Here is an 11,127-nt window from a genome sequence, read left to right as displayed (position 1 = left end):
GAGTTTCTCCGGAGCGGGACGACTGAGCTCGCTCGGACGAGCGGGCGGACAATGACACGATGCGATTATCGTGACCCGGGCCCGGTTCCGATCGACTGAAAAGAGCGGGGTTTCCCCCGTACTTTCTCGGCTTTGACGCGCGGCGCGCTGCTATCCTTTTTCGCGATCCGGCATGGTGCGCGTGGTGCGGCGCCGGCGGAAACGCCCGGTGCGCCGGGTCTCTTCTCTCAGTTTTGGGGACAGCATGACTGCGAACGTCAGCGGAATCGGTTCGGTGTTGCAACAGATGCAGTCGATGGCCGCGCAGGCGTCCGGCGGCGTCGCGAGCCCGACGGCAGCGCTGGCCGGTTCGGGCGCGGCGACGGCCGGCACGTTCGCGAGCGCGATGAAGGCGTCGCTCGACAAGATCAGCGGCGACCAGCAGCACGCGCTCGGCGAGGCGCAGGCGTTCGAGGTCGGCGCGCCGAACGTCTCGCTGAACGACGTGATGGTCGACATGCAGAAAGCCAACATCGGCTTCCAGTTCGGGCTCCAGGTCCGCAACAAGCTGGTGAGCGCTTACAACGACATCATGCAGATGTCGGTGTGACGCGGCGGGCATCCGGGGACGGGTACCCGGCCACGGGCACCCGGGGGCGGCCATCCGGCGAAAGTTGTTCAGGGAAGGCCTCCGGGCCGGCGCCTTCGGCGCCCCGGCGGCAGGCCACGCCTGCCTAAAGCTTTTCAAATCCCTTCCGATAACTCCGGTGAAGGCCGCGTCGTGCGATGCACGGCGGCGGTTCCCGTATAGCCAAGGCATAACAAGGAGAAGCGCATGTTTTCCCCAGGACACGCTGGAGCCAGTGCATACGCGCGTGTCGGCGTCGAGACGGGGGTGATGGGCGCCTCCCCGCACCGTTTGATCGCGATGCTGTACCAGGGCGCGCGGCAGGCGGTTGCGCTGGCGCGCATGCATTTGCAGCAGGGCAATGTGTCCGCGCGCGGCGATGCGATCGGCAAGGCGATCCGGATCGTCGAGAGCGGGTTGAAGGCGTCGCTGAACCGCGACGCGGGCGGCGAGATCGCGGAGCGGCTGGACGCGCTGTATGCGTATATCGGCCGGCGTCTGCTGGAAGCGAACGCGCAGGCGAGCGACGCGATGCTGGTCGAGGTCGACGGGCTGCTCGCGACGCTCGAGGAAGCATGGACGGGGATCGCCCCGGAAGTCGCGCGGATGGCCGCGCAACAGGCAGTGGAAGCATCGAGATGAATCGCAAGGCCGAATACTTCGCACGTTACGAGGCGCTCGCCGCCGTGTCGGGCCGGATGCTGGGCGCCGCCCGCAGCGCCGACTGGAGCGCGTTGCCGGGGTTGCAGGCCGAATTCATGGCACTCGTCGACGGGCTGAAGGAAGCCGATCCGGGCGTCGTGCTCGACGAATCGGATCTCGGCCGCAAGCTCGACCTGATCCGCCGCATCCTGGCCGACGACGCCGCGATCCGCGACCTCGCGAGCCCGGACGTCGCGCGGCTGTCCGCGCTGTTCGAGGCGCGGCGCTCGACCAAGGTATTGACCGATCTCTACCGCGCGCGCGGGTAGGGCCCGTTTCCAGGGAAGCCGGGAAGCGGGGAGACGGGCGCGGGGCGCACGAACCCGTTGCGGGAGGCGCGCAGTTCCCGCGAGCGGCACCGGCGTGCCGTTCCCGGATTCGCAACGATGTGGCTGAGGTGAGCAGGCTCCGATCATGACCGGTATCGACTCCGTTGCGGCCGCGCTGCTGGCGAGCCGCCTCGACAGCCTGCTGACCGGCACCGTATCGGCGCCCGCCGGCGGCGGCGCGACCTCGCAGGTCGGCACGCCGGGCACCGGCACGGCGTCCACGCCTTCGGCCGGCAGCCCGCCGGCCGCGCCGCCGGCCTCTACCCAGACCGCACTGTCCGATGTCGGGCGCGTGCTCGACGCGATCTCGCGGGCCGGTGGCGACTCGACGCCGGCCATTGCCGGGCGCGTGCCGCTGCTGGCCGATCCCACCGTGCTGCTGACCGATACGGCCTTGCCGGCCCGCGCGCCGGCCGCCTCCGATCCGGCTGCGTCTTCCACGCCGGCCTCCGCCGCGGCATCTTCCGTTGCGGCGGCGCGCGAAGCGGCCGCGGCCCTGCCGGTCGCGGCGCTGCGCGCAGCGCTCGCGCAGGCCGTGAGCGAAAGCGGGCTTTTCTACGAATCCCATCTGGCGCAGTGGCTGGCCGGCCAGCGCCCGCTCGCGGCGCTGATGCGCGAGCCGCAGGCACGCCTCGCGGCCGCGCTCGCGCCGGTCGACCCGGATGCCGCGCAGCACGGCTCGACCGACGTGCTCGACGAACTGCTCGCGCAGCGGTCGCCGCTGCCCGCGACCGCGCGGGCGACGGCGCAGCCGGGTACACCGGCTGCACCGGCACGCGATCCTGCGCAGGGCTTGCCGGCGGGCGCGCGGCACGGCGCGTCGCTGCCGCCCGATACGTTCGATCTGCTCGGCGAACGCCCTGATGTGCGCGGGACGCCCGCGCAACTGGCCACCGCGTCGTCCGACTCCCAGGCGCAGACGCTGGCGCCCGTGCACCCGGCCGCCGTGCCGCTCGTCAGGCAGCAGCTCGACGCGCTCGCGACCGACCAGTTCCGCTGGACGGGCGAGGCGTGGCCCGGCGCGCGGCTCGACTGGACGATCGAGCCGGACGATCCGGGCAGCCGCGCGCCGCGCGGCGACGATGGCCCGGGCGACGGCATCGCATGGCGCACGCGCCTGACGCTGACGTTGCCGTCGCTCGGCACGGTCGACGCGGAGCTGGTGCTGAACGGCACGCAACTGGTCGCGCGATTGCGCGCGAACCAGACGGGCGCCGATCGCCTCACACGGCACGAGGCCGCGCTGCGGCAGCGGCTCGAGGTGTCGGGGCTGCGGGTGGGAGGATTGTCGATCCGCGCAGTCGACGACGGCCCGGACGGCTTCGACCTGTTTGCAGCCCAGGCGGCGGCCGCCGCGTATGCGCGCGGTTCGGCCGGCGGCCCGGCGACGCATGCGCCGGATACCGACGACGAGGCGCTGCCATGAGCATGACGTCCCGCAAGCGCGCGGCCGCGCTCGTCTACGATCCGAAGGGCGGCGATGCGGCGCCGCGCGTGGTCGCGAAGGGCTACGGCGTGCTCGCCGAGATGATCGTCGCGCGTGCGCACGATGCGGGCTTGTACGTGCATACGGCACCGGAGATGGTGTCGCTGCTGATGCAGGTCGACCTCGACGACCGGATTCCGCCGCAGCTCTACCAGGCGGTCGCGGATCTGCTCGCGTGGCTGTACGCGCTCGACCGCACCGAGCCCGCGCCGGACGACACCACACCGCGCTTTCCGCTGCCGCCGCTGCGCTGAATCGCCCGGCATCGCGCGACTTCTTACGAAATGCTGTCCTGGTCTTGCAAGGTCATTCGGGCGGTATTTTCCGGTTATCGGCCGGTATCGTGGCGCAACGCGCGCGCTTTGCCCGTCTTCTTGCTCTTGCCGGGCGTGCCGCGACGCCCCCGGATGGATTGAGCCGCCGGTTTGTTTGTGTAATGATATCCATTCTCATTTTCATGCTACCCGGGCGGCGCGCACGTTTTGCGCGCCGCCCGTTGTTTTGAACGAATGGAACCTTTCGCGTGAACGCGCCCGAAACGATCAATCCGCCCAAGACGGGTACTGCCCGCGCGGGCGTCACCGTGCTGCACCCGGCGGCCCGCCCGCTGAGCGACGACGAACTGGCCGCGCGCCGCCAGCGTTCGCGCCGCGCGACCTTCATCAAGTGGCTGCGCAAGGTGCACGGCTGGGTCGGGCTGTGGGGCGCGGTGCTCGGGCTGCTGTTCGGCGTGACGGGCGTGCTGCTCAACCACCGCGCGCCGCCGCTGAAGATTTCGACAGGCGAGCCGCAGGTCGAGGAGATGCAGATCGCGCTGCCGGATCCGGTGCCGAAGACGCCCGCCGCGATGACGAAGTGGCTGCAGCGCGAGCTGAATTTCGACGGCAAGCCGGGGCGCATGCGCAAGGAGGCCGCGCAGCCCGTTGCGTGGGGCGACAAGCGCGTGATGCAGCCGGAGCACTGGCAGTTCGGCCTGTTCGGCCCGCACCAGAACCTGCAGGCCGAATACTGGGTCGGCAACGGCTACGTCTCGGTGAAGCGCACGGGCAACACGTTCCTGACGACGCTGAACAACCTGCATCGCGGCGTCGGGATGAATCTCGGCTGGGTGCTGCTGATGGACACGATCGCGGGCTCGCTGATCCTGCTGTCGCTGACCGGCGTGCTGCTGTGGACCGAGCTGAACAAGCGCCGCACGGTCGGCGTCGTGCTGGTGGTCGGTTCGGTCGCCGCGGCGCTTGCCGCCGGCCTGACCTGACCGGCGGGCGCGCCGGCCGGGCGCCGGCGCGTGCGCTGTCGTCAGTTTCGTCGGCTTCGTCGGCTTCGTCGGCTTAGCCCGTCGCGGCCGCGTATCCCGCGCGACCGCCCGCCGATCACAGGCCGCACGCCGCGCCGCTGTTCGCCGCAATCTCCCGCGCGGCCTTTGCGCCCTCGACCTGCAGGATCGTCGGCAGCGACACATGGTTCTTCGCGGCGGTGATCTCGGCGAGGATCGAGATCGCGATTTCCGGCGGCGTCCGGCTGCCGATGTAGATGCCGGCCGGCCCGTGCAGCCGGGCCAGTTCCGCTTCGCTCAGGTCGAATTCGCGCAGCCGCTCGCGCCGTGCCGCGTTGTTGCGCCGCGAGCCGAGCGCGCCCACGTAGAACGCGGGCGTCTTCAGCGCCTCCATCAGCGCGAGATCGTCGAGCTTCGGATCGTGCGTCAGTGCAATCACGGCCGAACGCGCATCGAGGTTCATCTCGAGCACCGTATCGTCGGGCATCGTGTGCACGACGCGCGTGCCCGGCACGTCCCACGCATCGGTGTATTCCTCGCGCGGATCGCATACCGTCACCTGGTAGTCGAGCCCGACTGCGATCTGGCACAGATAGCGCGACAACTGGCCGGCGCCGATCACGAGCATCCGGTAGCGCGGCCCGTGGATCGTCACGAGCCGCTCGCCGTCGAACGCGAGCCCGTCGGCGGCCTGCGCGGGTGACAGCGATGCGCGGCCCGTCGCGAGCGTCATCGTGCGCGTGACGAGGCGCCCTGCCTCGACTTCCGCGCACAGCGCGGTTATCCCGCTGTCGCGCGTGAGCGGCTCGAGCACGAGCTGGATCGTGCCGCCGCAAGGCAGCCCGAAGCGATGTGCTTCCTCGGCCGTCACGCCGTACTTGAGCGCTTCCGGGCGCGCGTCGGCCGCGATGCCGCTCGCATGCACGCGGGCGATCAGGTCGTCCTCGATACACCCGCCGGACACCGAGCCGACCACGAGCCCGTCCTCGCGGACCGCGAGCATCGCGCCTTCGGGGCGGGGCGACGAGCCCCAGGTCTTCACGACCGTCACGAGCAGCACGCGGCGCCCTTCTTCGAGCCAGCGCGCGCTGGATTTCAATACATCGAGATCGACGCTTTCCATCATCTTCTTCCTGTTGCCGGGCGCACCCGTCGATGCGGGCCGCCGTTCGATGGCGCGATTATGAACCGGCCGCGACAAGCGTGCAGGGACGGGGGAAGGCGCAAAACGGGGAGGGGGAGGCGCGCAGCGGCAGGGAAGGCGAGCGGGACGGCCCGTGCCGGGCCGTCGGCAGGTTGCCGGGCGGACGCATCCGCCCGGCGGGGCGATGCGTCAGAGCGAGCCCAGGTACTGCGTCAGGTTGCGGATGTTGTTGTCATACGCGCTCGGCGAGCCGAGCTCGACGCCGCCGCTGCGCACGTAATACTCGAACGGCACGGAGCGGGTGCCGAAGAACGGCAGGAAATTGTCCGGCTGCAGCGTCGTGCCGTTCAGGCCGATTGCCCAGTTCCGCGACTTGTACAGCTCGAGCTCGCGGATCGTCGCCTGGACCTGGTTCGTCTCCGACGCGCGAATCGCGGCGATGTGCTGCGTCAGCGTCTCGATGTTCGCCTGGTATGCGCTCGGCTCGCCGACCGAGACGCCACGCGCGCGGACGTAGTAGCTGAACGGCAGATTGCGTTCGGTGAAGAACGTGAGGAAACCATCCGGCGCGAGCGTATCCCCGTTCAGCCCGATCGCCCAGTTCTTGCTTTGATAATCCCTGAGCCCCGCAATCGTCTGGTTGGTCGCGCTGATTTCGACCTTCGCCGTGACGTTGACCAATGTATTGCTCATGACAGACCTCTCTGGTTCTTGTTGAACTTCGGACAGGTGCAGCGACATGCCTCCCCTCGGAGGCAATTCAATACCAGCGACCGGATTATCCGGTTTTAAATGTCGTTAATTAAAAAGATGCTGAAAATTCGTTCGTGAACACGCAATGAGTTTCTGTTTGATGGAAATGTGATTCGATGAAGCCGATTGCATCGCGTTGCGCTCATGCTGCGGCGAATTCCCCGTCTGACGTAGGCTGGGCGGGTGCGTGCGGCCGGCCGACCTGAATACTAGTTTGGCGGATGAAAGAGTTCAATGTCGTTCGCGAGATTATTTTCTTCTATTCATATTCAATTCAATTGAATTACATTTTTCATCGATTAATTTGTCGATCCGAATCGAATATACCGGCATTCGAAAAACAGCCGATGAAAACGGGAACTGCCGCGCGAATCGTTGCGGGAAACGCAACGCGGCGGCGTGACGGGCGAGGGAGCGGAGAGGAGGGAGCGGGGCCGGATGGCGGCCCCGCGGGTGCGCACCGTGCCGCGTGCGGCACGGCGGCGCTCAGTGCGCGTCGTGGTGACCGTGCGCGAGCTTCGAGTGGTGACGCGAGTACAGGAAGTAGATCACGAGGCCGATCACGAGCCAGATGCCGAACGCGGCCCACGTGATGGGCTGCAGGTTCAGCATCAGGAACAGGCACGATGCGACCGCGAGGATCGGCACGACCGGTACGCCGGGGCAGCGGAACGCGCGTGGCAGGTCGGGGTGCGTGCGGCGCAGCACGAGCACCGCGATCGACACCATCGAGAACGCCGCGAGCGTGCCGATGTTGATCAGCTCGGCGAGCACGTTGAGCGGCACGAGCGCGGCGATCAGCCCGAAGAACAGGCCGACGAGCCAGGTCGTCAGGAACGGCGTCGCGTAGCGCGGGTGCACGCGCGACAGCGTTGCCGGCAGCAGCCCGTCGCGCGACATCGCGAAGATCACGCGCGTCTGGCCGTAGCTCATCACGAGGATCACGGTCAGCATGCCGAGCACGGCGCCGAGATCGATGAAGCCCGCCACCCACGTCTCGCCGGCGACCTGCAGTGCATACGAGATCGGGTGCGAGATGTTCGCGTACTGCGCCGACGGCACGATGCCGGTCGCGACCGCGGCGACCGTCACGTACAGCACCGCGCACACCGCGAGCGACGCGATGATGCCGATCGGCAAATCGCGTTTCGGATTCTTCACTTCCTCGGCCGCCGACGACACCGCGTCGAAGCCGATGAACGCGAAGAACATCACGGCCGCGGCGCCGAACACGCCGTTCCAGCCGTGCGGCATGAACGGCTTCCAGTTGGCGGGCGTCACATGGAACACGCCGACCGCGATCACGAGCAGCACGACCGACACCTTGATGAACACCATGATGTTGTTGATGCGGGTCGACTCGCGGATGCCGATCGACAGCAGCGTGGTGATCACGATCATCACGAGGAACGCGGGCAGGTTGAACCACGTGACGACACCCGGCACCGCGCCGGGCGCGGCCGTCAGCACGGTGGGCAGCGTCAGCCCGAAGCCCTGCAGCAGCGACTGCAGGTAGCCCGACCAGCCGACCGACACGGCCGACGACGCGAGGCCGTATTCGAGCATCAGGTCCCAGCCGATGATCCACGCGACGAGTTCGCCGAGCGTCGCGTACGAGTACGTGTAGATCGAGCCGGCGACGGGGATCGTCGACGCGAATTCCGCGTACGACAGCGCCGCGAGGCCGCATGCGATCGCGGCGATCACGAACGACAGCATCAGCGCGGGGCCGGCCTGCACGGCGCCGGTACCGGTCAGCACGAAGATGCCGGTGCCGATGATCGCGCCGATGCCGAGGAAGGTGAGGTCGATCGCGCCGAGCGCTTTCTTGAGCCCGGCGGCCTGCGCGCCGGCGATCATGCGATCGACGTTTTTCTTGCGGAAGAGAGACATTGCGGATGAATCGCCAGCGCGCGCGGGCGCGATAGCGCTGACTGAGTGAAAACCCGCAATTTTAGCCGATTTGGCGCGCAAGACTCGCTGCGGCGCAGTGGTGTGCCGCGAAATAGTCCGATAAAACAAGCGCTTGCGCGCCAAAAGGCGGGGCGGCGGACGGCACTCGGCGGCGGCGCGGCATGCGCCGCGTCGCCGGGTCGGGTCAGGTGAATCGGGCCGGGCGGGAAATCAGGCGCCGGCCGTGGGCGCCATGTCGACGAGCTGGTTGCTCATCACGTAGAACGTGAGTTCCGCATTGTTCGACAGTCGCATCTTCTCAAGCAGCCGCGACCGGTACACGCTCACCGTCTTCACGGACAGCGACAGCGTGTTCGCGATGTCGGTGAGCCGCTTGCCCGACGCGAGCATGCAGAGCGTCTGGTATTCACGGTCGGACAGCTTCTCGTGCGGCAGCGGCTCGTTCTCGAACGACACGTATTCGGCGAGCGCCTCGGCCATCGCGGGGCTCACGTACTTGCGGCCGGCCGCGACCTGCTGGATCGCGCCGATCATCTGCGCGGCGTTGACCGTCTTCGACAGGTAGCCGGCGGCACCGGCCTTCAGCGCGCGTACCGCGTACTGATCCTCGCGGTACATCGAGAACATCAGCACCGGCGTGCGCGGCAGCTTGCGCTTGAGGCGCTTGAGCACTTCGATGCCGTTCGTGTCCGGCAGCGAGATGTCGAGCAGGATCGCGTCGAATTCCTGTTTGTCGACGGCGGCCATGGCGTCGCCGCCGTTCTCGGCCTCGGTGACGTCGCGCGCGACGCCACGGTCGATCAGCAGCTGGCGGATCCCTTGCCGGACGATCGCGTGATCGTCCACGAGCAGGATGTTCAGGCTCATGACGACCTCACGAAAGCGACGCGCGGCGGGCCGTGACGGGCACCGCGAGCAGCGAATCCCAGGCGAAGCGCGCGGTGACGCGCGTGCCGTGGCCGGCTTCCGGCGTGGCCGTCTCGAAGCTGCCGCCGAACGCCTCGCAGCGGGCGCGCATGCCGGCGAGACCGTAGCCGCTGCGGCGGCTGCGGGAGAAACCGGTACCATCGTCGGAGACAATCAGTGACAGATGCGTGCCGTCGGTGACGATCCGCACGTCGACCGACGTCGCGCGGGCGTGCTTCGCGACGTTCGACAACGCTTCCTGCGCGACGCGGAACACCGCGAGTGCGCCGGCGCCGGCGACTTGCGTCAGGCGCGCATCGGCCGCGCACACGAAGCTGGTGCGCAGGCCCGTGCGTGCCGCATGGGTGTCGACCCACGACGACAACGCGCCGACCACGCCCGCGTCGAGCGCCGGCGTGTCGCGCTCGTCGATCAGCCGGCGATTCGCGTCGGTTGCGGCGTCGAGCGCCTGCTGCGCCAGCTCCAGCGCGCGCAGGCAACCGTCCGGCGCGTCGGCCGGCAGCCACGTTTGAACGTTTGCGAGCGCGAAACGCGCAGCGGTGAGTTCGGCGCCGAGTCCGTCATGCAACTCGCCGGCCAGGTGGCGGCGAGCGGCTTCGTCGGCGGCGAGCAATTGGGCAGACAGCGCTGCGATCCGCGCGGCGGAGGCGCCGCGTTTCGGCGCGGCGTCGGCAATGGGCGGAGTCGCGGCGCAGCCCGGCACGAGCTGTTGCGACGGGAACGGGGCGTGGGCGCCCAAAGGCGCGTTAAGCGACGTATCCATGACTCTCCCTGCTGTCAGAAAGCGGTTCAGACACCGGCTGGCTGCGTGGATCGGCTGCCGTTTCGAAGACGGTCGCCGCCAGAGAATCGCCCCCTGCCGAGGTAACAAAAGTTACGTCTTGTAACACTTGCATCCGACCCTTCCACTCTCATCCGAACGGCAACCACGCGCGGCGAATAATATCTCAAAATTTCCGAAAAGGTCATGTCGGGCGGACATTTAAGGGTAAATGTGAATAATCGGAATGAACGTGTTGTAGGAAAAACACTGACACCCGAGCACCGGACGATGACGTATCCAAATGTAACTATTTGAGATGGGATGATCCCAATTTGTTACGAATTCGCCAAGTAGGGACGAAAAAAAACCGGAGCTTTCGCTCCGGTTCTTGATGGCGCGCAAATCTGGGGATCGATCAGTCCACGAATGCGCGCTCGATCACGTAGTGGCCCGGCGCGCTGTTCTTGCCTTCGACGAGGCCGGCCTGCTTCAGCAGGTCGGTCGTGTCCTTCAGCATCGCGGTGCTGCCGCACAGCATCACGCGGTCGTTTTCCGGCGAGAACGGCGGGACGTCGAGATCCGTGAACAGCTTGCCCGTCGCGATCAGGTCGGTGATCCGGCCTTCGTTGTCGAACGCTTCGCGCGTGACCGTCGGGTAGTAGACGAGCTTTTCCTTGATGATGTCGCCGAGGTACTCGTGGCCCGGCAGGTCGTGCTTGATGTAGTCCATGTACGCGAGCTCGCCCTTCAGGCGGCACGTGTGCGTCAGGATCACCTTGTCGAAGCGATCGTAGATGTCCGGATCGCGGATGATCGACATGAACGGCGCGAGGCCCGTGCCCGTCGACAGCATCCACAGCGTCTTGCCCGGCAGCAGGTTGTCGGCAACCAGCGTGCCCGTCGGCTTCTTGCCGATCAGCACCGTGTCGCCCACCTTCAGATGCTGCAGGCGCGACGTCAGCGGGCCGTTCTGCACCTTGATGCTGAAGAATTCGAGATGCTCTTCGTAGTTCGGGCTGACGATCGAGTAGGCGCGCGCGAGCGGCTTGCCGTCGACTTCGAGGCCGACCATCGTGAATTCGCCGTTGTTGAAGCGCAGGCTCGCCTCACGGGTGCAGGTGAAGCTGAACAGCGTGTCGGTCCAGTGATGGACGGATTGGACGGTGGCGGTGTCGTATTTGCTCATGGCTTTGAAAACGGACGCGCGTAGCGAACGCGAGTAACGG

12 protein-coding genes are annotated in these 11,127 nt (G+C 67.5%); 6 read left to right on the top strand and 6 right to left on the bottom strand.

What is annotated here, in order from left to right; translation table 11 throughout:
• Positions 1-244: 244 nt before the first annotated feature.
• The 6 genes from fliE (at position 245) to PQB87_RS17060 (ending at position 4,382) form a co-directional block, all read left to right on the top strand.
• Positions 245-589, top strand: coding sequence for a flagellar hook-basal body complex protein FliE (gene fliE, locus PQB87_RS17085; RefSeq protein ID WP_021164033.1), 345 nt, complete (start codon positions 245-247; stop codon positions 587-589).
• Positions 590-814: 225 nt separating this feature from the next.
• Positions 815-1,249, top strand: a complete 435-nt coding sequence (fliS, locus tag PQB87_RS17080; protein WP_021164034.1) for a flagellar export chaperone FliS — start codon at positions 815-817, stop codon at positions 1,247-1,249.
• Positions 1,246-1,578 carry a flagellar protein FliT gene (locus PQB87_RS17075; protein WP_021164035.1) on the top strand — a complete coding sequence of 111 codons (333 nt, stop codon included), beginning with the start codon at positions 1,246-1,248 and terminating at the stop codon, positions 1,576-1,578. Before fliS ends, PQB87_RS17075 begins: the two co-directional genes overlap by 4 nt.
• 145 nt (positions 1,579-1,723) lie before the next feature.
• Positions 1,724-3,064, top strand: coding sequence for a flagellar hook-length control protein FliK (gene fliK / locus PQB87_RS17070; RefSeq protein ID WP_489242411.1), 1,341 nt, complete (start codon positions 1,724-1,726; stop codon positions 3,062-3,064).
• Positions 3,061-3,378 (top strand): EscU/YscU/HrcU family type III secretion system export apparatus switch protein, encoded by a 318-nt coding sequence (locus PQB87_RS17065; protein WP_021157023.1) that lies wholly within the window; start codon positions 3,061-3,063, stop codon positions 3,376-3,378. The genes fliK and PQB87_RS17065 overlap by 4 nt, the downstream gene beginning before the upstream one ends.
• A gap of 269 nt (positions 3,379-3,647) precedes the next feature.
• Positions 3,648-4,382 carry a PepSY-associated TM helix domain-containing protein gene (locus PQB87_RS17060; RefSeq protein WP_060064485.1) on the top strand — a complete coding sequence of 245 codons (735 nt, stop codon included), beginning with the start codon at positions 3,648-3,650 and terminating at the stop codon, positions 4,380-4,382.
• 115 nt (positions 4,383-4,497) lie between these two features.
• Here PQB87_RS17060 and PQB87_RS17055 read toward each other — a convergent pair whose 3' ends face one another.
• From PQB87_RS17055 to PQB87_RS17030, 6 genes are all read right to left on the bottom strand, one after another.
• Positions 4,498-5,523, bottom strand: a complete 1,026-nt coding sequence (locus tag PQB87_RS17055) for an XdhC family protein (RefSeq protein ID WP_027788892.1) — start codon at positions 5,521-5,523, stop codon at positions 4,498-4,500.
• Between the two features lie 210 nt (positions 5,524-5,733).
• Positions 5,734-6,237, bottom strand: coding sequence for a hypothetical protein (locus PQB87_RS17050; protein WP_027788893.1), 504 nt, complete (start codon positions 6,235-6,237; stop codon positions 5,734-5,736).
• Positions 6,238-6,783: 546 nt separating this feature from the next.
• A complete protein-coding gene (bcaP, locus tag PQB87_RS17045) occupies positions 6,784-8,190 on the bottom strand; it encodes a branched-chain amino acid transporter BcaP (RefSeq protein ID WP_060064482.1) in 1,407 nt (468 codons plus the stop codon).
• A 231-nt stretch (positions 8,191-8,421) separates the two neighbouring features.
• Positions 8,422-9,078, bottom strand: coding sequence for a response regulator transcription factor RqpR (gene rqpR / locus PQB87_RS17040; RefSeq protein WP_021157028.1), 657 nt, complete (start codon positions 9,076-9,078; stop codon positions 8,422-8,424).
• 7 nt (positions 9,079-9,085) lie between these two features.
• Positions 9,086-9,901 (bottom strand): quorum system sensor histidine kinase RqpS, encoded by an 816-nt coding sequence (gene rqpS, locus PQB87_RS17035; protein ID WP_060064479.1) that lies wholly within the window; start codon positions 9,899-9,901, stop codon positions 9,086-9,088.
• 415 nt (positions 9,902-10,316) lie between these two features.
• Positions 10,317-11,087, bottom strand: coding sequence for a ferredoxin--NADP reductase (locus tag PQB87_RS17030; protein WP_034179295.1), 771 nt, complete (start codon positions 11,085-11,087; stop codon positions 10,317-10,319).
• Between the last annotated feature and the right edge of the window lie 40 nt (positions 11,088-11,127).

This window comes from Burkholderia sp. KL41 (genome assembly GCF_057005415.2).
Note: the sequence above shows the minus strand (reverse complement) of the source record. Positions and strands in the feature narration are given on the sequence as shown.

Bases quoted from the DNA above. Each gene is read 5' to 3' on its own strand.
- fliE (WP_021164033.1), top strand. From the start codon at position 245: ATGACTGCGAACGTCAGCGGAATCGGTTCGGTGTTGCAACAGATGCAG.
- fliS (WP_021164034.1), top strand. From the start codon at position 815: ATGTTTTCCCCAGGACACGCTGGAGCCAGTGCATACGCGCGTGTCGGC.
- PQB87_RS17075 (WP_021164035.1), top strand. From the start codon at position 1,246: ATGAATCGCAAGGCCGAATACTTCGCACGTTACGAGGCGCTCGCCGCC.
- fliK (WP_489242411.1), top strand. From the start codon at position 1,724: ATGACCGGTATCGACTCCGTTGCGGCCGCGCTGCTGGCGAGCCGCCTC.
- PQB87_RS17065 (WP_021157023.1), top strand. From the start codon at position 3,061: ATGAGCATGACGTCCCGCAAGCGCGCGGCCGCGCTCGTCTACGATCCG.
- PQB87_RS17055 (WP_027788892.1), bottom strand. From the start codon at position 5,523: ATGGAAAGCGTCGATCTCGATGTATTGAAATCCAGCGCGCGCTGGCTC.
- PQB87_RS17050 (WP_027788893.1), bottom strand. From the start codon at position 6,237: ATGAGCAATACATTGGTCAACGTCACGGCGAAGGTCGAAATCAGCGCG.
- bcaP (WP_060064482.1), bottom strand. From the start codon at position 8,190: ATGTCTCTCTTCCGCAAGAAAAACGTCGATCGCATGATCGCCGGCGCG.
- rqpR (WP_021157028.1), bottom strand. From the start codon at position 9,078: ATGAGCCTGAACATCCTGCTCGTGGACGATCACGCGATCGTCCGGCAA.
- rqpS (WP_060064479.1), bottom strand. From the start codon at position 9,901: ATGGATACGTCGCTTAACGCGCCTTTGGGCGCCCACGCCCCGTTCCCG.
- PQB87_RS17030 (WP_034179295.1), bottom strand. From the start codon at position 11,087: ATGAGCAAATACGACACCGCCACCGTCCAATCCGTCCATCACTGGACC.